Annotated in this window: 19 protein-coding genes; 10 read left to right on the top strand and 9 right to left on the bottom strand. The window is 37.3% G+C overall.

Annotated elements, in window-relative coordinates; all coding sequences use genetic code 11:
- Window positions 1-436: 436 nt before the first annotated feature.
- Window positions 437-991 carry a GNAT family N-acetyltransferase gene (locus tag QM524_RS08145; protein ID WP_283344176.1) on the bottom strand — a complete coding sequence of 185 codons (555 nt, stop codon included), beginning with the start codon at window positions 989-991 and terminating at the stop codon, window positions 437-439.
- A 501-nt stretch (window positions 992-1,492) separates the two neighbouring features.
- Between QM524_RS08145 and QM524_RS08140 the strand changes: the two genes are divergently transcribed.
- Complete coding sequence (locus QM524_RS08140; protein ID WP_283344175.1) at window positions 1,493-4,108, top strand: outer membrane beta-barrel family protein; 2,616 nt, start codon at window positions 1,493-1,495, stop codon at window positions 4,106-4,108.
- Window positions 4,109-4,676: 568 nt separating this feature from the next.
- Here the strand turns inward: QM524_RS08140 and QM524_RS08135 are convergent.
- Entirely contained in the window at window positions 4,677-6,161 is a 1,485-nt protein-coding gene (locus tag QM524_RS08135) for a Do family serine endopeptidase (RefSeq protein WP_283344174.1), read from the bottom strand.
- 425 nt (window positions 6,162-6,586) lie between these two features.
- The gene (locus QM524_RS08130) at window positions 6,587-7,039 is read right to left on the bottom strand and encodes an Hsp20/alpha crystallin family protein (RefSeq protein WP_374761197.1); all 453 of its coding nucleotides are present in this window, start codon (window positions 7,037-7,039) and stop codon (window positions 6,587-6,589) included.
- A gap of 347 nt (window positions 7,040-7,386) precedes the next feature.
- Here QM524_RS08130 and QM524_RS08125 point away from each other — a divergent pair, with 347 nt between their 5' ends.
- On the top strand, window positions 7,387-8,133 hold the full coding sequence (locus tag QM524_RS08125) for a porin family protein (protein WP_283344173.1): 747 nt from the start codon (window positions 7,387-7,389) through the stop codon (window positions 8,131-8,133).
- A gap of 68 nt (window positions 8,134-8,201) precedes the next feature.
- On the opposite strand, the gene lysA is transcribed toward QM524_RS08125, so the two are convergent.
- A complete protein-coding gene (gene lysA, locus QM524_RS08120; protein ID WP_166579055.1) occupies window positions 8,202-9,446 on the bottom strand; it encodes a diaminopimelate decarboxylase in 1,245 nt (414 codons plus the stop codon).
- Between the two features lie 158 nt (window positions 9,447-9,604).
- On the opposite strand from lysA, the gene QM524_RS08115 reads away from it, so the two are divergent.
- From QM524_RS08115 to QM524_RS08105, 3 genes are all read left to right on the top strand, one after another.
- Window positions 9,605-10,924, top strand: coding sequence for an alkaline phosphatase D family protein (locus QM524_RS08115; RefSeq protein ID WP_283344172.1), 1,320 nt, complete (start codon window positions 9,605-9,607; stop codon window positions 10,922-10,924).
- A 124-nt stretch (window positions 10,925-11,048) separates the two neighbouring features.
- Window positions 11,049-11,477, top strand: coding sequence for an OsmC family protein (locus QM524_RS08110; protein WP_166579053.1), 429 nt, complete (start codon window positions 11,049-11,051; stop codon window positions 11,475-11,477).
- Window positions 11,478-11,736: 259 nt separating this feature from the next.
- Complete coding sequence (locus tag QM524_RS08105; protein ID WP_283344171.1) at window positions 11,737-12,531, top strand: thymidylate synthase; 795 nt, start codon at window positions 11,737-11,739, stop codon at window positions 12,529-12,531.
- 115 nt (window positions 12,532-12,646) lie between these two features.
- Here the strand turns inward: QM524_RS08105 and gmd are convergent, their stop codons facing one another.
- Window positions 12,647-13,711: a GDP-mannose 4,6-dehydratase gene (gmd, locus tag QM524_RS08100; RefSeq protein WP_095160266.1), complete on the bottom strand. Its 1,065-nt coding sequence runs from the start codon at window positions 13,709-13,711 to the stop codon at window positions 12,647-12,649.
- Between the two features lie 217 nt (window positions 13,712-13,928).
- Window positions 13,929-14,519, bottom strand: a complete 591-nt coding sequence (locus QM524_RS08095) for an SPOR domain-containing protein (protein ID WP_095160267.1) — start codon at window positions 14,517-14,519, stop codon at window positions 13,929-13,931.
- 210 nt (window positions 14,520-14,729) lie between these two features.
- Between QM524_RS08095 and murB the strand changes: the two genes are divergently transcribed.
- A complete protein-coding gene (gene murB / locus QM524_RS08090) occupies window positions 14,730-15,749 on the top strand; it encodes a UDP-N-acetylmuramate dehydrogenase (RefSeq protein WP_283344170.1) in 1,020 nt (339 codons plus the stop codon).
- Between the two features lie 73 nt (window positions 15,750-15,822).
- Window positions 15,823-16,632 (top strand): 3-deoxy-8-phosphooctulonate synthase, encoded by an 810-nt coding sequence (kdsA, locus tag QM524_RS08085; RefSeq protein WP_283344169.1) that lies wholly within the window; start codon window positions 15,823-15,825, stop codon window positions 16,630-16,632.
- A 350-nt stretch (window positions 16,633-16,982) separates the two neighbouring features.
- Here the strand turns inward: kdsA and QM524_RS08080 are convergent, their stop codons facing one another.
- Window positions 16,983-17,918: a patatin-like phospholipase family protein gene (locus QM524_RS08080; RefSeq protein WP_283344168.1), complete on the bottom strand. Its 936-nt coding sequence runs from the start codon at window positions 17,916-17,918 to the stop codon at window positions 16,983-16,985.
- Window positions 17,919-18,304: 386 nt separating this feature from the next.
- Here QM524_RS08080 and QM524_RS08075 point away from each other — a divergent pair, with 386 nt between their 5' ends.
- The gene (locus QM524_RS08075) at window positions 18,305-19,279 is read left to right on the top strand and encodes a polyprenyl synthetase family protein (RefSeq protein WP_095160274.1); all 975 of its coding nucleotides are present in this window, start codon (window positions 18,305-18,307) and stop codon (window positions 19,277-19,279) included.
- A gap of 259 nt (window positions 19,280-19,538) precedes the next feature.
- Here QM524_RS08075 and QM524_RS08070 read toward each other — a convergent pair whose 3' ends face one another.
- On the bottom strand, window positions 19,539-20,237 hold the full coding sequence (locus QM524_RS08070) for a fatty acid desaturase (protein ID WP_166579049.1): 699 nt from the start codon (window positions 20,235-20,237) through the stop codon (window positions 19,539-19,541).
- Between the two features lie 65 nt (window positions 20,238-20,302).
- Between QM524_RS08070 and QM524_RS08065 the strand changes: the two genes are divergently transcribed.
- Window positions 20,303-20,854, top strand: a complete 552-nt coding sequence (locus tag QM524_RS08065; protein ID WP_283344167.1) for a hypothetical protein — start codon at window positions 20,303-20,305, stop codon at window positions 20,852-20,854.
- A 177-nt stretch (window positions 20,855-21,031) separates the two neighbouring features.
- The gene (locus tag QM524_RS08060) at window positions 21,032-22,060 is read left to right on the top strand and encodes a PAS domain S-box protein (RefSeq protein WP_283344166.1); all 1,029 of its coding nucleotides are present in this window, start codon (window positions 21,032-21,034) and stop codon (window positions 22,058-22,060) included.
- On the opposite strand, the gene QM524_RS08055 is transcribed toward QM524_RS08060, so the two are convergent.
- Window positions 22,014-23,291, bottom strand: coding sequence for a DUF2851 family protein (locus QM524_RS08055; protein WP_283344165.1), 1,278 nt, complete (start codon window positions 23,289-23,291; stop codon window positions 22,014-22,016). The two genes, QM524_RS08060 and QM524_RS08055, sit on opposite strands and share 47 nt — an antisense overlap.
- Window positions 23,292-23,321: the final 30 nt, after the last annotated feature.

The raw sequence follows: 23,321 nt of genomic DNA, 5'->3' as shown, positions 1-23,321 counted from the left end.
CTACTAGAGCCCGCCAAGATTGTATCACTAACACACCAAAATATAGTTTTGCTTATTAGATTTTTGAAATACTATTTCACAAAACCTATTTCTACTATGAAAACTACTCATTTAACGTATGAAACTGAGAGAAGTCACAGTATATCTGAATATTTTTAGATTTTTTTTGAAAAATATAAAAAGCACATTCTAGAATCCCTTGGATTTACTCAGACATACGAAAGATGGGTTGAATCAGATTGCTAAGTAAAAGATTTTTTTTTGAAAAGTATTAGGAGAGCCTAGTGAAAAACGCTACTAGCGACTAGTTAGTGTTGTACAAAGGATTAAAACCATTTATTTAGGATATCGGATGTTGGATTTCGGAACTGTAATCTTCTGTATTTTGTAAAAAACAAAGATGTTTTACTTTATTTTCGAAATCCTTCACACAGCCCTAACGACTAATATTCAATTTCCAATGCCTTACTAAGATTGTTTCTATATGCTCTACTTCTTCGATTTCCCCAAATTGCTGAAAGCTATTTTTTTCTAATACTTTTCCCGAACTAATATTATCAATAGGCGTATCTGCCAAAATTTGAATGAGTGCTGTATCCTGTTTTGCCCAATCAATAAGCCCTTGCAAAGCCTCAGAGGCATATCCTTTATTACGATAGGGCATATCTATGAAATAACCCACCATGGTACAGCCGTTATCGTCTGGTAAGCCCGAATACCCAATACCACCTATCGAGCGATTTTCTTCCTCGAGAATAATTTCCCAATTGGAATACCAAGCAAAATCCCAAGGGAATATTTGTGCCATCGGAATCCAGAAATGTTCAAGAGCTTCGAGGGTTTCGGCTTCAAAAAAAGGTTCTATTTGCCAAGACGAAGGTATTAAGCCAAGGTGCTTTTCGAGTTCCTCTCTTCCTTGCCTATGCCAAATCAATAAATCATCGTGTTTTAAAGCTTGGAGTCGAAGTCTGGAGGTATGGATAATAGACATGGCGTTTTATGCTAAAGTGAAATACAAATTTAGCTATAATGTCTCAAGAGTTTCTGGTCAATATTCTTAAAGTGTTTAGTAATCGTCCAAATTATATCCCACCAATAATGAATTTAAGATTTCTTATCAAAGAGACAAAGCGTGATTTTTTTGTAAAGAATACCCCTGTAATGAGGGACATAAAAGGAAAAAAAGTATATTAAATTTGAAGATTCTAGGATAGTATAGCCTGAAAATAAACACCTTGCATAGGCAGAATAACAAGTCCTTTGATTAATGTTATTCACCGACGAATTATTTTGTTTGGTCGAAAAGTGGCCATGTGTCCCATCTTTCAGTGCAACTTTTGTGTTGTAAATCTATCATTAGTTAACATTTGGACAGTAGTCCACTTATCTTTATTACGAACCACTGATACTTTTTGTTTTTATAAAAGAATAACTTATCAACAACTTTGTCATCTATTTGAACATAAAGTTCAGGGCTTTCTAAAACATCATCATGAAAAAAGTTTTATTGTTTTCAGTATTAAGTTTTATCGGGTTTAATACTATGGCGCAGTTCCCTGGCGCAGGCATGGGAATGGGAGGAGGACAGCGTCAGCAACCACAGCAGCAGGCTATTCCGGGTACAGCACAAGCTGCACCAAAAGGTTCTGCAAAGATTGTGGGTTTTGTGATTGACTCTGCTGCAACTAAAGCAGTCGAGTTTGCAAGTGTTGCTTTAATTAACAAAGCTACTAATAAACCTATCGACGGAACTGTTGCAGATGAAAAAGGTAAATTTACCTTAAACAAAATTGCCACAGGAGATTATGTGATTTCTGTATCGTTTTTGGGATATGTATCTAAGAGAATCCCAGTTAAAATTCAAAACAAAAACGATGAGATTGATTTAGGCGTAATTCGTTTGAGTCAGTCGAATCAGGTATTACAAGAAGTTACTGTAGAAGGTCAAAAGGCAGTAATTGAAGATAAAGTTGACCGTTTGGTGTATAATGCGGAGCGTGATGCTACCTCAAAAGGTGGTGATGCATCTGATGTATTGCGTAAAGTACCAATGCTTTCAGTTGACTTAGATGGTAATGTGTCGTTGCGTGGTAGCTCGAACGTGCGTGTATTGATCAACAACAAACCATCGACGATTGTGGCAACTAGTATTGCGGATGCCTTGAAGCAAATTCCTGCAGATATGATTAAGTCGGTAGAGGTAATTACTTCTCCGTCTGCAAAATATGATGCGGAAGGTTCTTCAGGTATTATCAATATCATTACGAAGAAAAACAATTTGCAAGGTTTGACCTTGAACATGGATTCAAGTGTAGGTATTCGTGGCGCTAACCTTTCATTGAACGGAAATTACCGTAAAGGTAATATGGGCTTCTCTTTAGGAGGCTTTGGTCGTTCAAACTATAACGTAAACGGTACATTCGAAAACAGCCAACTTACGACTAACAACGGAAGACAAACCCTGAATACTCAGAGTGCAGATACTCGTAGCAATGGTTTGTTTGGTAGCTATCAATTGGGTTGGGATTGGGATATCAACAAGTATAATGCAATCACAGCATCGGTTCGTTATGGTGTACGTAATCAAAATAGTTTCCAAGACAAATTGTTGAGTCAAAGTTTTTCTGGTTCATCATTGATGTCGAAAACGCTTCGTGATGTAGACACAAAGGATTTGTCAGGAACGATTGATGCTAACATCGACTATACCCATACGTTCAAAAAGCCTCAACAAGAATTTAGCTTATTGACTCAGTTTAGCCGTAACAACCGTACGAATGACTTTGTAAATAATTTGTTGAACTTGACTGATAATAGCGTTACAAGTCGTTTGAAAAACAACAACGATAGTTACAACCAAGAAGTAACAGTTCAGGCAGATTATCAAACACCAATTACTAAAACACAACTGGTTGAAGTAGGTGCTAAAGGGATTTTCAGAACAGTAAACTCAGACTATCAGTATTTTACTGCTCAAGGTGCAACTGGCGCTTACGTTCCAACAACAAGCTCAGCAACAGCATCAAACGTATTTAATTATACTCAAAACATTGCTGCTGCTTACTTATCATACACTGCTACTTTATCAAAATTATATACCTTGAAAGTGGGTGGTCGTTATGAGCACACTGATATTTCTGCAAACTTCAAGAGTGGAGACCAAACTTTATCAATTCCATCTTATGGAGTATTCGTGCCAAGTTTGAATATTTCTCGTAAATTAGGTAGTGTGAGTACCTTGAAATTAGGTTTCAACCGTCGTATTCAACGTCCTTCAATTCAGTTCTTGAACCCGAACATCAATGCTTCAAACCCATTGAATATTTCATCGGGTAACCCTAATTTGAGTCCTGAATACACTAACAACTACGAGTTGACATTGAATACGTCTATCAAAGGTACATTCTTGACGGTTTCAACTTTTGTACGTAATACAACAGGAAGTATCGAAAGTGTTCGTGATGTAATTGGTGATACTATTCGTACATCTTACCAAAACATTGGTAAACAAGATGCTTATGGTATGAATGCATTCGGAAATATTAACTTCTCGAATAAGTTAACCGTTGGTTTGGGTGGAGATGTGTATTATGCAAAATTGGCTAACAATGTACCAAACCCATTATATAACGCTTCAAACTCAGGTTGGGTAGCTAATTACCGTATTTTTGGTAGCTACAATTTGGGTAATAACTGGGGCTTACAGGCGTTTGGTTTCTATCGCTCAACTCAAGTACAGCTACAAGGTTTCCAAGGAGGATTTGGTATCTATAGCTTGAGTGTTAAGAAAGATTTCAAAGATAAGAAAGGAAGTATTGGTTTTGGTGCAGAAAACTTCTTCACACCAAATGGCTTCAAAATTCGTAGCGAAATAAACTCACCTATCATTACTCAGAACAGTACTAATACCATGCGTAACATGAACTTCAAAGTTAACTTCAGTTATCGTATTGGTAAAATGTCGTTTGACGCACCAAAACGCAAGAAATCAGTTAGTAACGATGACTTGAAAAATGATGGCGGTGATAATAACGGCGGTGGTAATGGTGGCGGTCAGTCTCAAGGCGGTGGCGGTATGCCAAGCGGAGGCGGTGGTCGTCCAAGATAGTACGGTGATTATGTAACTATTGTAAATTTGAAAATGTTTGATCAAATAAACTTGCGTAGCTATATAATTACAACAAATTGATGTTAGTAATGAATAAAATTCCCCAGTTGTTCGACTGGGGAATTTTTTTTAGTGCTGAGTTGGGAGTTTTGAGTGAGGAGTTGTCCTTTGTCCTTGCCTAAATAAAGTTATATTAACACACATTTGGCAAAAATCTATTCATGCTTCTATGACGAAAACTTTTATATTTATAGGTACTTCTGTGCCTATTGTTAGAAAAAGAAAATTCGTTATGAGTTCTGTGGTAGTGATAGTTTCATAATCATTATTATGAAAGTTTTCAAGCAATTTCTGACTTTGTAAGTATTGCTTTTTTCCGAAATAAAGTAAAATACCTTTATTATTTACAAAATATAGAAGACTACACTTCCTCAATCCAACATCCGATATCCGAAATAAACAGTTTTAGAATCATACGTACACTCCTAATCCCAAATTCCGAATAACAAAAAAATCCCCTACCCGCAAGAGCAAGTAGGGGAATATACAATCAGTCAAAATTGCAATATTAAAGAACGATTACGTAGTAGTAACGAGTGCCGTCCATATCTACACCCTCGATTTTTACACGACCTTTACGGTTTTGTAATAAATCAGCTGCTTCTTTGGCATCTTTTACTGCTTTGTCATCGATTTTTGAGATAATCAAACCGCTTTCAACACCTTGGTAACCCAAACGACCTTCTGGATTTACATCAGTTAATTTTACACCACCTGAAAGTTTCAATTTGGCTTTTTCAGCTTCTGAAAGGTTGGCGATTTTTGCACCAAGATATTCACTTGCAATAGCAGCACCAGCCGATTCACCTTTTACGATGTTGGTGTTGCCATCTTTGTTTTTCAATACCACATTGAAATCTTTTGTCGAACCATCACGGTTTACAGTAACTACTACTGTTTCACCTGGACGTTTACGACCTACCAATTCCATTAGTTTTGAATTCGATTTGGTTTCAATACCGTCTACTTTGACGATCACGTCGTTTACTTTTAACCCTGCAGACTGTGCAGAGCTATTATTAGCAAACCCGCCAACTAATACGCCTTCGTTCACTTTTAGCCCTTTCTCCTCTGCAACCTTCGCTGAAACATCTTGGATACTCACGCCCAAGTAACCACGCTGTACATTACCATACTTAATCAAGTCAGCTGATACTTTTTTTACAATACTTACAGGTACTGCAAAAGAATAACCTGCAAACTGACCAGTACGGCTGTAAATAGCAGTATTGATACCAATTAACTCACCTTTCAAGTTCACCAAGGCACCGCCTGAGTTTCCTGGGTTTACCGCTGCGTCTGTTTGGATAAACGATTCAAGCGGGTTTACATCTTCTTTGTCACGATCAATAATGTTCTGACGACCTTTTGCTGATACGATACCAGCCGTTACGGTTGACTCAAGATTAAAAGGGTTACCAACTGCCAATACCCATTCGCCAACTCTCAAGGCATCAGAATCGCCGAAGGTTAAAAATGGCAAATTCGTAGCTTTTACCTGAATTACGGCCAAGTCGGTAGAAGGGTCAGTACTTACTACTTTAGCCTTCAATTCACGCTTGTCACCAAGAATTACAGTTACTTCATCAGCATCTTGTACCACGTGGTTGTTGGTTACGATATAACCATCAGCACTGATAATTACACCAGAACCAGAAGCTTCTTGTGCTTCGGGCTGACGACGACGGCTACCGCCCAAATCTCCAAATCCGAAGAAATCTTCGAATGGATCTACCATCTGGCGGTTTACCTGACGGGTCATTTTAGTTTTGATATGGACAACCGCAGGCGTTGCTTTTTCTGCAGCGAAAGTAAATTCTGTTAATGAACCTGCCGCTGCTCCACTATTCGACACCATACGAGTAAAGGCAGATGGAGTATCTGAAAATACAGCGTCGGATGAAGACTTTTCGATGAATAACTTATAGGCTCCGAGCGTGGTCGCACTGCTCAAAGCACCAACGATGGCAAGGGTTTTTAAATTATTGTTCATTTCCATTTTTAAATAAAGAGTTTTTAATGTGAACCAGACTCGTACTTTATTTCCTAAACGGTCTAGTGGAATAGATTGTTTTGTTGAAATTTGTAGCTGTTGGCTCTTGTTTGTCAAGCAAAAGTTTTTTTCAAAAAAACACTTGGCTTAAACTTTTGAGCTTCCTGCCAGTAAACTAACTGAGCGAGTTTTTTTGATTTCACTACGCTAATTTAACGTAAAATCAAGATTCAAGGTGCACACATTAATGGCATTTTAACATATTTTAAGAATTCTGTTACTTTCGCTATTTCGCCAGAGAAAAAAAGAAGGGAATATCCATCCAACTGTTTCTCGAAATTGAAAAAAAGTTAGGGATATTCCCCAAAATTGAGTTCAAAAAGAGACTATACTCTCAGTCTCTTTTAGGCTTTATATTTTACTCATTACAAAACTGCAATCTCTTTTACTGCTGGTTTTAATTCCTCTTTTTTCGGCAAACCTACATGAAGAATACCATCAGTATAAGTAGCTTCAATTTTCTCGCCATCTACATTTTTAGGTAAGGTAAATGTGCGTTGGAATTGGTTGTAATTAAACTCTTGACGAGTATATTTCTCAGTTTTCTCCTCCTGTTGTTGTTCTTGAACCGCTGATATTGTCAAGCGATTTTCGTGTAGACTCAATTTGAAGTTTTCTTTTTTCAAGCCAGGAGCTGCTACTTCAATTTCGAATCCTGTTTCTGATTCTTTTACATTAACCGCTGGAATAGATTGGTAATATGAATTGTGAAAATGAGCTTTAGGTAACATAGTATCGAATTGTTTAAAAAGGTTGTTAATGTCGTTGTTAAAAGTTGAATTTCTTTTTACTGCTGGGTTTAGTCTTACGAATGTCATGGCTTTAAATGTTTTATTTTGTTAATTGAAAAATCACTTTAAAAGAACTACCACGCTGTTGCGGTGGTATTAACTTTTTTACAAGTTCTATACCAATCAAAAAAATGATGACATTTTGGCGCTTTTTCCTCTTTTTTACTTGATTTGTGCGAACATAATGTCGTGATTGGTGTTTTGTGCCTCACATATTGTCATATCTAGTTAATTTTGAGAGCTAAAAAAGTTTGATAAAAGTCCAACAGCATGTTGCTTATTTAGCTAGTTTAGCTTGATTATTGCTAATTATATCTGCAAGGATGTAATGTTTATTGATGAAAAATTCTTACTAACACACAAAACTAAAATCTATGTATCGATTAAAATCTCTACTTACTGCCTGCTTTGTATGTATGGTTGTCCAATTTGGTGTTTTGGGGCAACAAAAAAAGAAAACTACTACAAGTAAAGTGTCCAAAACTGCCACAACACAAAGCAATACGTCAAGCACGCCAAACAACGTCAGCGTAAAGCAGTCGACAGGCCCACAATCGAATTTGCAAGGATTCAAAGCCAATAAAATGTCTACTAGAAACGGACGTTTTGGTGTGCCAGAAGAAATCGCTCCAGACAGATTTGGATTAAGAGGTGGAATAGGGCAGGTAATTCTTTTGGAAGGAGAGCAAACAGATTTAATCCCAACTTTTGAAATCGGTGCTTTTGCTAACATTGGTTTTACATCAAGAAGCCGTTTTCAACCTGAGATTAATTATCAATCAAAGGCAACGAAAAAAAATGACATAACCAGTCATGTCAATACGCTCAATATCCCCTTGCTATATCAATATCGCTTCGGGTATGATGCTAAGAGCTTTTTTATAGAAGTAGGCCCTTATGCCTCTTATCTGACAAGTACGAATTCATCTTCTGTCAATAATACGATTGATTTGAGCGGATTATCTTTTGGTGATAAAGTAGAAGTTGGCGCTATTGTAGGCGCAGGATACCGCTTCGACAAGCGATGGTTTGTAGATTTGAGAGCAAATTACAGTTTGAAAAAAATCAAAGATTTTAACAATTTCACAACCGTATCGCTTGGAGTTGGATACGGGTTTTAGATAAACAAATAAAATTTAGAGTGAGACTTATAATTATCAAGCTCCTCACTCTAAATTCCTACTTCATTTTATACGTCTACTTCTACGGTATTACGTAAAATATCCTCGAAACTCTCACGAACACGAATTAGTTTTGCTTCGCCATTAATGACCAAAACTTCCGCTGGACGAATACGAGAATTGTATTGTGACGACATCGAGAAACAATATGCACCCGCATTCTTCATCGCAATAATATCACCTTTATTCACGGTATTCATACGGCGCTCGCTTTGCTGACCTTCTGCTGACCAGCTAAAAGTATCTGTTTCGCAGATATAACCCACCACACGGTAATCATCTTGCTGACTAGCATCTTGATTAGATGCGTTAAAAATATCGTGATAAGCTCCATACATCATTGGACGTCCCAAGTGATTTAAGCCTGAGTTTACGCATACAAAAGTCTTGATTGGGTCTTTTTTGACGGTATTTGCCGTAGTCAAGAATGTTCCAGCCTCACTGACCAAAAATTTGCCCGGTTCGAACCATAATTGTAATGGACGACCATATTCTTGGCAGAAATTTAAAAATGCCGAACTCAAAACTGCTCCTAATTCTGCCATATTTGTAGTAATATCGCCGTCTTTGTAAGCCACTTTGAAGCCACCGCCTAAATCTATAATTTCTAAATCTTTGAAATCTTTGGCCATTTCCAAAATCGCTGAAGCTGCTTGCGTAAAAGCATCCGCATTTTTGACATCAGAACCCGTATGTTGATGTAAACCGATGATTTTCATATCATACTTTTTCACGATTTCTAAAATTTGCTCTTTCTGATGAATCGAAATACCAAATTTAGATTCTGGATGAGCCGTCATGATTTTTTCGTTACCACCACCAAATACGTGAGGTTTGATACGAATCAAAGCTCCTTTTTTGTTGCCATACAATTGTCCAAAAGCTTCCAATACATCCAAATTGTCGAGATTGATACGAGCACCAATTTCAGCCGCCAATTCGATTTCATCAAACGAAACACCACTTGGCGTAAAGGTAATTTGTGATCCCTCGTACCCAGCCATCAAAGCCAAACGAAGCTCTTCTGGAGATACTACATCTATTTCGACCCCGTGCTTGCGCATGAGTTTTAGGATAGACAAATTGGTATTTGCTTTACAAGCGTATTTTATCTTTATATTAACATCTTTGAATGAATCACGAAGAATGCCTATTTTTTCGATAATTTTGTTGGCGTCATATACATATAAAGGCGTACCAAACTTGTCGGCCAACTCGGTTAATTGAATCCCTTGGATGTCGTAATAATGCATTTTTTTGCTATTGTTAAATTCTATTTGTGCCTTTTTGATAAATTAACAAAACATATATGCCGTTTAGATAGAAATACAGAATACTATTTTGTCATTGTTTTCAATAAAAGTTAAATACAAAGATACCCCAATCTTATCACCAACTAAAAACATCACTCATGAAAAAATTCTTATTATTCATTTTATTATTTCAAATAGTACAGTTTGTAACTAATGCTCAGATTCAGAGTGGGCCAATGGTGGGCTATTCTGAAATGAAAGAAGTAATGCTTTGGGTGCAAACTCAAAAGCCTTCAAAAGTGAAATTTGTATACTGGGACAAGGAAAATCCCGCTATCAAATACAGTACCGCCGAAATCACTACCAATAAACATGATGGTAATGTGGCAAAATTAGTTTGCGACCAAGTAACAATGGGTAAGAAATACGATTATGAGGTTTGGGTAAATGGTAAAAAAGTTGCTCGCGATTATCCGCTTTCCTTCCAGTCGCAAGAGTTGTGGCAATATCGTAAAGACCCAGCCAATTTTAAGTTTGCTTTTGGTAGCTGTAATTACATCAACGAAGCTGAAACTGACCGCCCTGGTCGTGCCTATGGGGGGTATCCTGAAATTTTCACGTCAATTTATCAGAAACAACCTGATTTTATGATGTGGGGTGGCGACAACTTCTATTACCGTGAGCCAGACTGGAATACACGTACAGGTATGATTCACCGTAATACTCATTCAAGAAGTATTCCTGAAATTCAACCATTGTTGGGAAGCGTTCACCACTATGCTATCTGGGACGACCATGATTATGGTCCAAACGATGCCGATCGCTCTTTTTGGAATAAAAATATGTCTTTGGAAATGTTCAAACTATTTTGGGCAAACCCTAACTATGTTTTTGAAAATGAAGCTACTACAGGAACTTTTCAATGGAATGACGTTCAGTTTTTTATGGTAGATAACCGTTGGTTCCGCACACCAAATGATAACCACACTGGCGACCGCGATTTTTTAGGCAAAAAACAAATCAATTGGTTGATTGATGCCCTAATCGGTAGTAAAGCGACTTTTAAATTCATCGTTTGTGGTGGACAAGTAATCAATCCAGCAAAGGTATTCGAAAATATGGCAACTTATGATGCCGAAAGAGCAGAGCTTCTCAAGAAAATCGCTGATGCTAAAGTGCCAGGCGTGTTCTTCTTGACAGGTGATCGCCACCATACTTGTTTGCAAAAATTAGAAAGAGCAGGAAATCTTTACCCTTTGTATGATCTAACTATTTCGCCATTGACGTCGGGTCCTTCAAAACCAGTTAAAGACGAAAATAATTCGCCAATTGTTGACGGTACATTATACACAGAACGTAACTTTGCAATCTGTGAAGTAGCAGGGCCTTTGAAAGACAGAGTCTTGAAAATCACAGTGTACGATACCAAAGGAACACAAGTTTGGGTAAAAGATATTCATGCTAACGAACTGAAATAGTAATGTTTTAGCTTGTAATATCTCTCAACCAAGGCAGTGGGGCACTAAGTGGTATCGATTTCTGTTATACCAAAAAGAGATAGGATTTTTGAAAATTCTATCCATCATTTAATTATCGAGAATCATGCAAGTAGAATTAGTTAGAGTAGATGATGCTTTTCATTTTGAGGCATCAGGAATGTCAGGAGTACCAGTACATATCGACGCAGCCGAAAATATTGGTGGTACCAACTCAGGCGCACGCCCAATGGAACTTTTATTGATGGGCTTGGGTGGCTGTACTGCTATTGACGTAATTTTGATTTTGAAAAAACAACGCCAACGTATCGACGACCTAAAAATCTCGGTATCGGGCGAACGTGTCAAAATCGAAGGAACTGAAATGACTCCATTCCGTAGTATCAATATCCATTTTGCTATGAAAGGCAATATCACTGAGGCAAAAGCTCAAAAGGCTATTGAATTGTCTATGGAAAAATACTGCTCTGCAACAGCTCAATTGAGCCCTTCGGCTACTATTACGCATACTTATAGCATCGATTTTGCAGAATAGATTTAACTTGTTTGCATTGGCAATAGGCAAAGAGTTTTAACAACTACAGATATGCTTTTGCCGAAAGCCAAATAGTTGAATCACTAACTTAAAAATACCATCGACAAAACCCTTGTTTGACTTTGGTCAAGCAAGGGTTTTGTGCTAATTTTGGGGTTATTTTGAGAAAAGATTTACAAGAAATTATTCTAGAAATATTGAATTAAAGCACTTCTGATAGTGGTTGACTTCAATATCAGCTATAAATATTCATCATCACATGCAACAGTATCACGATTTACTCCAACATATTATGGACAACGGTGCGGTAAAAACAGACCGTACTGGTACAGGAACAAAAAGTGTATTTGGTTATCAAATGCGCTTTAACCTTCAAGAAGGTTTTCCGATGGTAACTACCAAAAAAGTACACCTAAAATCGATTATCCACGAATTGTTGTGGTTTATTCAGGGCGATACCAATACCAAATATCTTAAAGATCACGGTGTGAGCATTTGGGACGAATGGGCCAACGAAAACGGCGATTTAGGCCCTGTATATGGCAAACAGTGGAGAAGCTGGACAGCGCCAAATGGTAAAGTAATCGACCAATTGAAAGAGGTGATTGATACCTTGAAAAAAAGCCCAGATTCACGTCGTATCATTGTTAGTGCATGGAATGTTGGTGAGTTATCACAAATGGCCTTGATGCCTTGCCATGCGCTATTCCAGTTTTATGTTGCAGATAACAAACTTTCGTGCCAATTGTACCAACGTAGTGCTGACGTATTTTTGGGTGTACCTTTCAATATTGCTTCGTATGCCTTGCTGACAATGATGGTAGCACAAGTATGTGATTTGGAACTCGGCGATTTTATTTGGACCGGTGGCGATACGCACATTTATTCAAACCATTACGATCAAGTAGCTACACAACTTTCACGTGAGATTCGTCCATTACCAACCATGAAAATTAATCCAGAAGTAAAAGATATCTTCTCTTTCAAGTTTGAAGATTTTACGTTGGAAAACTATAACCCACACCCAGCGATTAAAGCTCCTGTAGCGGTTTAAGTAAAAATGATGAATTGTGAGTGGTGAATTGTGAGATAGTAGCATTCAAGCATATAAAACAAAAAAAGCGGAAATCAATTTCTTGATTTCCGCTTTTAAAATATATTGTTCAACGCTATTTCGAGAACAATGCAACGTCTGCTTGCATCATGTCGTCTACAAGAGCATTCAAATCAAATTTTGGTTTCCAGTTCAATTTTGTTTGAGCTTTGGTTGGGTCACCAATCAACAATTCTACTTCTGTTGGACGGAAATAACGTGGATCTACCGCTACAACTTCAGTTCCAATCGCTACTTGGTAAGCAGGGTTTGAACAAGATTTAACGATACCTTTTTCATCAACGCCTTCGCCTGTAAATTCTACTTCGATACCAACATAAGCAAATGCCATGCGTACAAACTCACGTACACGTGTTGTGATACCTGTCGCAATTACGTAATCTTCTGGTGTATCTTGCTGAAGAATCAACCACATAGCTTCTACGTAATCTTTAGCATGTCCCCAGTCACGTTGAGCGTCCAAGTTTCCAAGATATAATTTATCTTGTTGACCAAGAGCAATTTGAGCTACAGCACGAGTGATTTTACGAGTTACAAAAGTTTCGCCACGTAAAGGAGATTCGTGGTTAAACAAAATACCATTCACTGCAAACATATCGTAGGCTTCACGATAGTTTACCGTAATCCAGTAGCCGTATAATTTAGCAACAGCATATGGCGAACGAGGATAGAATGGTGTATTTTCTGATTGTGGTACTTCCTGGACCAAGCCGTAAAGTTCAGAAGTAGATGCTTGATAAATTTTAGTTTTCTTTGTCAAGCCTAATAAACGTACAGCCTCTAAAATACGTAAGGTACCAATACCATCTACCTGAGCTGTGTATTCTGGCTCGTCGAATGATACCTTTACGTGCGACATGGCCCCTAGGTTATAAATCTCGTCGGGCTGAACTTCCTGAATAATACGAATGATATTGGTAGAATCACTCAAATCGCCATAATGCAAAATAAATTTTACATCACCTTTGTGTAAATCTTCATACAAATGGTCGATTCTTTGCGTATTTATCAACGAACTACGGCGTTTGATACCATGAACTTCGTAACCTTTCGAGAGGAGCAACTCTGCCAAATAGGCTCCGTCTTGTCCTGTAATACCTGTAATTAGGGCTTTTTTCATTTATAAAATTAGAATACGTTATTTCAATTTTGCCATTTGCCGTTTAGGCATTTTGCAAAAATAATAAATCCATCCACCAATCTCAAAGTTTTTACTTACTGGTTAGTAGATGGTTAAAATTTATACGTAGTTAAAATCTGTTTGTCACTAACAAAATAGTACTTTTCTAAGAAACTAAATAGGTTTTAAAAAGCTAATATGGTTCTTTCCTAAAACCTTATTTTACAAACATCCCTTTTTTGATTTCTACTTTATCTGGTAAAATTAAGGCGCTTGGATACGTCTCTTTGATAGAGGCAAAGTATCTTTCAGCATCCATTCTGTTCAAAAAATCTCCTACTTTTACTTTGTAAACAGGCTGTTGAAATGTCAAATACGGAAAAATTTCTGGGTAGGTCTGATAAGTATATACCTTGGCATCATCGGCCGACTTACGGTCATTTCCTACATATATCTGGATTCGAAACCCATTCGCAAACTTAATATTCTTGTTTTGCGAAGCAATCGTATCCAAAATAGGGTCTAAGCGCTTGTTGATATATAAGGGTACATCTCGATTGTCAAAAACAATCTTAGAGGCTTTGGCCGAATTTACCACTTGACTTGCGTCATCTTGATCCTTGAATTTGGGACGGAAGCTAGACAAATCTTGCTGGAAAACATGATGTTCATTGCGACTGGCTTCTCCACTTTTGGTTTTACTACTCGCAATACCCGTTTGGGTCGAAGCGGTTGGACTTTGCGAAGCACAAGCTGAAGTCAGCAACAGTATGCCATAAAAACCTATTATTCCGATGTGTTTTTTCATATAATTTGCTCAGGATTATAATGACTTAATTTTTGCGAGAGGTTACCGATATCGCCTAAGATTGAAATAAAGAGTCTGAATAGCAAGAGATAACTCACACGGAAGTCTTGTCAAAGATACAATTTTATTAAAATAATTGAAAAGCACTTTACTCATTGTAACTTTGCTTCACATTTATTTTAAATTTTCATTCGTTCCAACAACAACCTAATGAATATTCAAGAAAATATTTCTTTAAAAGCCTTTAATACTTTCGGGCTTGATGCTACGGCTCAATACTTTACTGAAGTCAAAACAGTTGAAGCATTGGTAGAAGTTTTATCACTCGAAACTTTCAAAGATACCCCAAAATTGTTTTTGGGTGGCGGAAGCAATATTTTACTAACAAAAGATTTTGAGGGCTTGGTGATTAAAATAGATATTCAAGGAATCGAGAAGGTCGATGAAAACGAAAATCATGTGTATTTGCGAGCAGGAGCAGGAGTAGTCTGGCATGAGTTTGTATTACACTGTATTGCCAATGACTGGGCGGGCGTAGAAAACCTTTCGCTCATTCCTGGTACGGTAGGCGCTGCACCAATGCAAAATATTGGGGCTTATGGAATTGAAATCAAAGATGTTTTCGAAAAACTCGAAGCACTCAATTTGAAAACGCTTGAAATAGAGGTTTTTACTCTAGAACAATGCCATTTTGGTTACAGAGAAAGTATTTTCAAGAACTCTCACAAAGACCAATATGTTATTCTTAATGTAACGTTTAAACTTAGTAAAACACCCAACTTTCATATCGAATATGGCGCTATTAAAGATACATTGAAAGAAATGGGTATCGAACAACTTAGCATTAAAGCCATTAGCGATGCGGTGATTCATATTCGTCAAAGTAAATTGCCTAATCCTGCTGAAATAGGTAATTCGGGCAGTTTTTTCAAAAATCCAGAAATACCCAAAGCACAGTTTGATATATTGAAAGAAAAATTTCCACATATCGTGTCATTCCCAAGTGTAAATCCAGAGCTAATTAAAGTACCCGCTGGCTGGCTTATTGAGCAGGCTGGTTGGAAAGGATTCAGAGATGGACAAATAGGAGTACACGCCAAACAAGCCCTAGTATTAGTCAATTATGGTGGGGGCAATGGCAATGCTATCAAAGAATTAGCCTATAAAATTCAGGATTCGGTTAACGAAAAATTCGGTATTTTGCTACATCCAGAAGTGAATTTTATATAAGATTAAGTGTTATAACGATACGATCACTAATAGAACTCAATCAAAGTTTTTCTCCCAAAAACAAATATCCAACATGAATATTCCCAAATTAAAAAACTTAGATAAAAATAATTTCTTCTTAATGGCAGGAAGTTGTGCCATCGAGAATCGTGATTTAGCTTTTGAAATTGCTGAAAAAATAAAAGGTATTACTGACCAATTTGGGATTCCTTTTATTTTTAAAGGTTCATACCGTAAGGCAAACCGTACTAAACTAAACTCTTTTACAGGTATCGGGGATATTCCTGCCTTGGAAATCTTGAAAGAAGTGGGCGAGTTTTATGACCTTCCAACTGTTACTGATATCCACGAGTCCGACGAAGCGGCTATAGCAGCTCCCTATGTGGATGTATTACAAATTCCAGCATTTTTGTGCCGTCAGACAGACCTGTTGGCTGCTGCTGCCAAGACAGGTAAAGCAGTTAATATCAAAAAAGGACAATTTATGTCGGGGCCATCTATGGGTTTTGCTGTAGAGAAAGTATTGCACGAAAACCCTAATGCTCAGGTATTTTTAACAGACCGTGGTAACTCTTTTGGCTATGGTGACTTGGTGGTTGACTACCGCAATATTCCTGAAATGCAAGCTCATGGTGTTCCAGTGGTGATGGATTGTACGCACTCATTACAACAACCCAACCAAGGAACTGGCGTAACGGGTGGTAAGCCTCAATTGATTGAGACTATCGCCAAAGCGGCTATTGCAGTGGGAGCAGATGGTTTGTTTATCGAAACACACCCAAGTCCAGCTATCGCTAAATCTGATGGAGCCAATATGTTGCCATTAGACAAGTTGGAGGCCTTACTTGAAAAATTAGTACGTGTGAGACAAGCTATTGTTTAGACATGAGTCATCCCTAATTTAGCGATTTAGTGATTGAGCGAATGAGTGATAATGTTAAAATTTTGCGAATCAAACCAATTAAATCTAGTATGATAGCCTAAAAAAGGGGTCGGGAAATATTTTCCGACCCCTTTTTTACGAAAATTTGTAGGATAATCCCAATCTTAAAATTAGCGACGATTCAGGTTGATACTACCAAATGACACTTTTTAGACGCAAAGTATTGCGTGGTTACAGGTAAAATGAAGATTTTAAAATAATCACTAAATCAATCATTCAACAATCACTCAATTGGGCGTGATTCATTTCTTTGTGAGAAAGCTATTTCTGTATCCACAAATAACCTCTTCTTAATAATTCTTCATTTCATCTCTGCCCTGTTGATAGCCCAACAGAATGAGTCTTTCTATATCGTCTTTATCAAATGACTGAATGTCGATATTCAAGGGCTGTTTTGGGCGAATGATTTTGAGTTTGATTCTTTTTTGACCTTTCAAAATGCCAGAAGTGGCACAACTTCCATCTTCAGGCAAACATTCGTTTCTAAACTCTGCCCAATCCAAATCTGCATTGAGACATTCGTTTACAGCAATGTCCATCACCCTGTCTACCAGCGCCAGCAAATTGCCATAAGGAAAATACCCGCCGTCAAGCTTACGAGTATGGCAGGCAATGCAAACAATTTCATCGGCTCCATCATCAATAGCTTTTTTGACAGGAGCTACATCACGCATACCGCCATCGAGAAAAGCCATTTTTTTGTGATCACCAATATTGATCACAGGCATCAAAATCGGAATAGCCGACGATGCCATCACATAATCCAAGAAATGTTCATAGCTTGGATCGGCATAAACCATATTACCGTTGATAATATCGACCGCCCCAACTTTTAATAGTACAGGACTTGCATTGAGATTACGAAGGTGAATATTGTTATGAAGAATTTCCTTGAGGGGCGTTGTATCTAATAATCCTTCAAAGTTTCTTCGAATAGCACTCAAGCCTAATTCGTACGTACCTCGTCGTAATGCCAGAGAATCGGGTGTTACGATATTATTTGACCAAAATTGGCATAAATCTAAGGCTGTTTCTGTATAGTCAACGACGCCATTTTCAAGCATTTGTCTGCCCATAGCATTTACCAAATAGGAAGCATTCATACTGCCTGCCGAAACGCCATAAATTGCATCAGGATAAAAACCAGATTCAAATACCGCACGCACAACTCCTGTTTGATAAGCCCCTTTGACAGAACCACCTGCCAATACTAATATTTTACTCATAGTGGTGTTTCAATAATCTTGGTTCATAGTTAAATAATTAGCTAACTTTGGATATAGGGAAATGTAATCGTTTTTGACCGAGAAAGCTTCATTCTGTTCAATTAACAATGATAACTAAACTTGTTAATAATCAATAGGATACTTGTTGTTTTTTTAAAATAAATTTGTCGTTACTGATGATTTTTTTCAAGAAAAATACCATAGCAAATGAGTTTTTGAAGGAAAAAAACAGATACTTCCAACAAACTAAAATACAGTTTTTATGTTATAAAGTCAGGTTAAATGACCTGTTTTTTATCTAAATCGACTAATTTGCGTCGGAATTAAGAACGGTACCTGTCTTTGTCATAAAATATACCCAAACTAGGTGCCCAGCAATTGAACAAATGTCTTTATCAATCAAGGAAATACAAGCTCCCATCGCTGCCGAAATGGATGCCTTTGAAGGCAAATTTCGCCAGTTTATGAAAACGAAAGTGATGCTGTTGGACACAATCATGAATTATATTGTCCAACGCAAAGGGAAACAACTCCGACCTATGTTTGTATTCTTGTCGGCGGGAGTGTTTGGCAAAATCACTGAAGAAACCTATCGTGGTGCAGCACTTATCGAACTTCTTCACACAGCTACGCTTGTGCACGACGATGTGGTAGATGACTCTAACTATCGCCGTGGTTTTTTCTCTGTAAATGCGCTTTGGAAAAATAAAATTGCGGTTTTAGTTGGCGATTATCTCCTTTCAAAAGGTTTACTATTGTCTATCGATCACGGGGATTTTGAGATGTTGAAAATCGTTTCAACAGCCGTTCGTGAAATGTCGGAAGGTGAACTTTTGCAAATTGAAAAGGCTCGCAAGTTGGATATTACTGAGGATATTTATTTTGAAATTATTCGTCAAAAAACGGCTACTTTGATTGCTGCTTGTTGTGCAGCAGGGATGTCTTCGGCTGGTGCTAATGCCGAAACGGTAGAAAAAGCAAGATTGTTTGGAGAGAAAGTTGGTATTGCTTTTCAAATCAAAGACGACCTTTTTGACTATGGAGATGCCGAAATAGGTAAACCATTAGGCATTGACATTAAGGAAAAGAAAATGACTTTGCCGTTGATATATGCCCTTAATCAAGCAGATTGGAGTACTAAGCGTCATGTAATCAACACGATTAAAAATGATTCTGAGAATCCTAAAAAGGTAGCTGAGGTAATTGATTTTGTAAAAAAATCTGGTGGCTTGCAATATGCAACCGAAGTAATGCAAAATATTGTTCGCGAAGCACTCGCAATATTGGAATCATTTCCAGAATCTATCTATCGTACATCGTTAGCGGGATTAGTACAGTTTACAATAGAAAGAGCTAAATAGACAAGTTTTCGTTGAGTGAATTGTGGTTGAGTGAATGAGTGATTATTTTTTATATGATTTTTACTTGTAGAGACGCAATGATTGCGTCTTAAGCCGAGTCATATCTAGCATGGAGGTACCAAAAAGCGGTCGGAAAATATTTTCCGACCGCTTTTTTGATAAAACATGGAGAATATTACTAGTCCCAAAGTTCGGGATGATTCATGTTTGATTATCTGTCAATAATAATCACTCAATCACTCAATCAAGGATAAATCAGCTACTTGGATTCAGTCTTTTCTTTGGCTTCTGCCAATTTCCACCAAGGCAAATAGGGATAAGCATGATGCTCATGATGATATCCAAAAAAGTAACAAGTGAAAAAGGCAATCCAATGATTTAAGCCTTGACTACGAGCTTTATGTTTATCGCTTGGGTCGTGTTCGCCTCTATGTGGTAGGTATGTACCAAAATAAAATAATTGCAAAGTGCTCAAAATAGCAGGTACTTCCCAAAACAGGATTAGATTCCACATCGGGAATACTAATTTGAGTAAATTATAGGTAACCGCCATCAGAACAATTTGCCATATTGTAACATATTCTAAGGCAAACTTAAGATACCATCTAAAAAAATTACCTGCATAATAATCTGGATCTTGTTCACTTGCTGCATGCTTGTGATGCAAGTGATGTTTCGAGCTCAGTTTGTTGTAATTATTGAAGGCAAACAACGTAGCACAAAGCCAGCCTATCACATAATTGACCTTTGGGCGATGAGGCATTACCACACCATGAATGGCATCGTGTGCAGTGATAAATACACCAGTATACAGATGTGTTTGGATCAATAGCCCCAAATAAATTAAAGGGTCATCGAAACGAACCGAATAATGTAGAAAATACCAAAGATTTGCACCCCACAAGAGTAAAATCAGTGCGGCATAATATAAACCTTTATAATTTTTGAGTGAGTTCATATGGGTTAAACAAGTAAGACTATAACTTTGTTACAAACATCAAATGTAAAGTTAATTGTATTTTCATGGCTAAAATTGAAAAAAATCTCCAGCAAGCTATTCTTGATTTACCCCAAAAGGAAAAAGACAAACTTTTGATTCGCTTGATTGGAAAAGATAAGTTATTGATTGAAAAATTCGAGTTTGAATTACTAGAAGCAGGAGAAACCTTGCAAGAACGCAGGACAGATTTACATGAAGCCTTCGAAATGATGTATCATTCGCATATAACATCTCCCAAAGCATTGCTTTATGAAATTCGAAAAATGAGCAGTGCCATTACACGACATCTAAAAATTACGAAGGACAAATACGGAGAAGTAGAGCTTACAATGGCACTCATCAAGGGGTGCTTTGAGCACAATACTTATATTGTTGAAAAGTACAGTTCTTATGCAGATGCGTTGTTACAATATTTAGCCAAAAGAACAGAGGCTGTAGTTAAAAAAGTAGAGAAGTTACACCCCGACGAACAGTTTGATTTTCTGGAAAACCTTAATTTATTATTACAGTATAACTACCAATATGCTACCGCTTACTATGCGAAGGAGCTAAAATTGCCTAAAAAATTTGATTAATTAGTATATTTCACACGAAAATGAGTGTGGTTGTATTACTATTTGTTAGAAAGATTTATTTTTATAAAAACAAACCACTCCCAACTCAGCTTCAAACTACCGCTAATGTTATTGATGAATTATAATTGCCTTACACTTCTATCTTGATAGAAGACCAGAACTAACACATGAAATATTATGTCTAACATTGTTGATGCTATTAAAAACTCTAACTATCTGTACATGGTAAAAATAGACCTAGAGGGTTTTATTACATATGTATCACCATATTTTCAAAAACGATTTGAGTACTTAGGTAAAAATTTGGTGGGGGTATTTAGTCTTGATACGGTCTATATTGATGATCATCAAAAATGTGCTGAGGTGATTCAGCTATGTTTTGCTGAGCCTGAAAAGCCCTTTCCTGTAGTATTGCGAAAACCTCATATTGCCAATAGTTTTCTTTGGACACAATGGGAGTTTTCACTACAATTAAATGACAACAAAGAACCTCTGGAGATTCTTTGTATAGGACACGATATCACCCATGTGGAGGAGTTAAACGAGCAAACTATCAACATGAATGCTTTGTTGCTTGAACATCAAAATAAATATAGTAGCCTTTTTGAGTTATCGCCTGTAGGTATTGCCGTGAATTCGATGGACGGGCATTTTCTGGAAGTAAATACCGCCTTATCTAACATGACAGGATACTCTAAGTCAGAGCTTTTGAAGATAGACTATTGGACTCTAACTCCTCAATCTTATCAAGAACAGGAACAAGAACAGCTTAGGGGTTTGCATAACTTAGGAAGTTATGGCCCTTATGAGAAAGAATATATCCATAAAGATGGACATACCATTCCGATTCTATTAAATGGAAGACTTGTTATTGATAAACATGGCAAACCTCGTATTTGGTCAATTATTCAAGACATAAGTAAAGTAAAAGAGCGTGAGCAGATTATTATTGACCAAAACTCCAAACTCAAAGAGATTGCCTATACCCAATCACATGTAATCAGGCATCCTGTGGCTAATATCCTTGGGGCTGTGGATTTGTTAGAAAATGAAATTATTCCACCCAGTATTCAAGTATTGGTCGAAATGCTTAAAATCAGTGCTCAACAATTAGATGATATTATTCGTGAGACGGTACTCAAATCAAGAGCACTCGAATCTAGCGAAGAAGAAATAAGCCAACTTCACACGAGAGACAGCGCTTAGTATGGCAAAAACTTTTCATCCATTCTAAAGCTCCCTGCGAGTCAGCCGCATTTTTGATTGGTAAGTGTAACTCTTGCCAAATAGCTAAAATGTGGTTTTTCTCGGGTTTAATTTCTTCCAACATAGCGATAGCTTTATCGACTAATACTGGCTCGTTTTTATATCTGCCATATCCTGCCATCAATGGTACAACGGTATTGATAAGGATATTTTCAAAAGAACTTTTTCCAAAACTTTTTACTCTTGTTTCAGTAGATTTTCCAAAGCGATAATGATTTTCCCAATAAGGAGAAGTGTTGATACTGAAAAGTGATTCTATAGTTTGGGTATCTTTAAAGTAGATCATTAAGGAAAAAAGATTCGCATTTTTCCCAATTAAGGCTGCCCATTGCGCTAACCTAATTGTCGGGAAATTGGCAGGTCGCATTCTCAAAAACTTCCATTCATGACTCTCAATCACAGGTTTGAGTTGATACTTGGCCGACAAAAATTTGAATTCCTGCTTCAAACTTTGTTGATAATCATCATTTTCCTCGATTACTTCGAGTAAACCTGCTACCCCAAATACCATGGCTTCTATCTGAAAAAGGTTATCTCGATGCTTATGAATACATTTGAGGGGTAAATTTTCGGCTAATCTCATAAAAGGTTCGGCATTGACCACAAAGCCAAAGTTTTTAGCCAATAATCTGTAAGCTACATCTTCCCAATCTTGATTACACTTAGCAAAAAGCTCCATAATATGATGAGCTTTCTTTTCAAGTCTCAGTAACAAGGCTTTATCTAGCATTCCTAGTTTTCGGATAAAAGGAACTTCTTCAAATTGTCCCTGACAGAGAATTTGAGTGGGTCTTGCCATAAAAGCTGAATAGGATTGTAACAAACGTACATCAATGAGGTCTTTTACAACCAAAGTGGGCATTATGGTGCCATCGTGGCGATATACCTCACGGTCATTTTCCCAAACTACGTGTAAAATAACATTGCCATACGACTGATCATGCTGATGCGTATGTTGTTCCCAGTCGGAGGATTTAAGGTGTATTTCCACACTTCCTATCCATTCGACAACACCAATTTGGATATGAGCTTCTAAGAAATCCGCTCCAGCGTGAGTGTTGTGATAGCCCACTTTCAATACTTGAATTGGTTCTGCTTGTGTGCTTACCAAAGAAAGGCTACTGAATTTTTGGAATTGCCAAACATGGTGTAAAAAGGCTTCTTGCATCATTATAAGGTGTTTGATAGATTAAGAACTAAA

The organism is Flectobacillus roseus (genome assembly GCF_030056595.1).
Lineage (GTDB): Bacteria > Bacteroidota > Bacteroidia > Cytophagales > Spirosomataceae > Flectobacillus > Flectobacillus roseus.
This window is presented reverse-complemented; position numbering and strand designations above follow the sequence as displayed.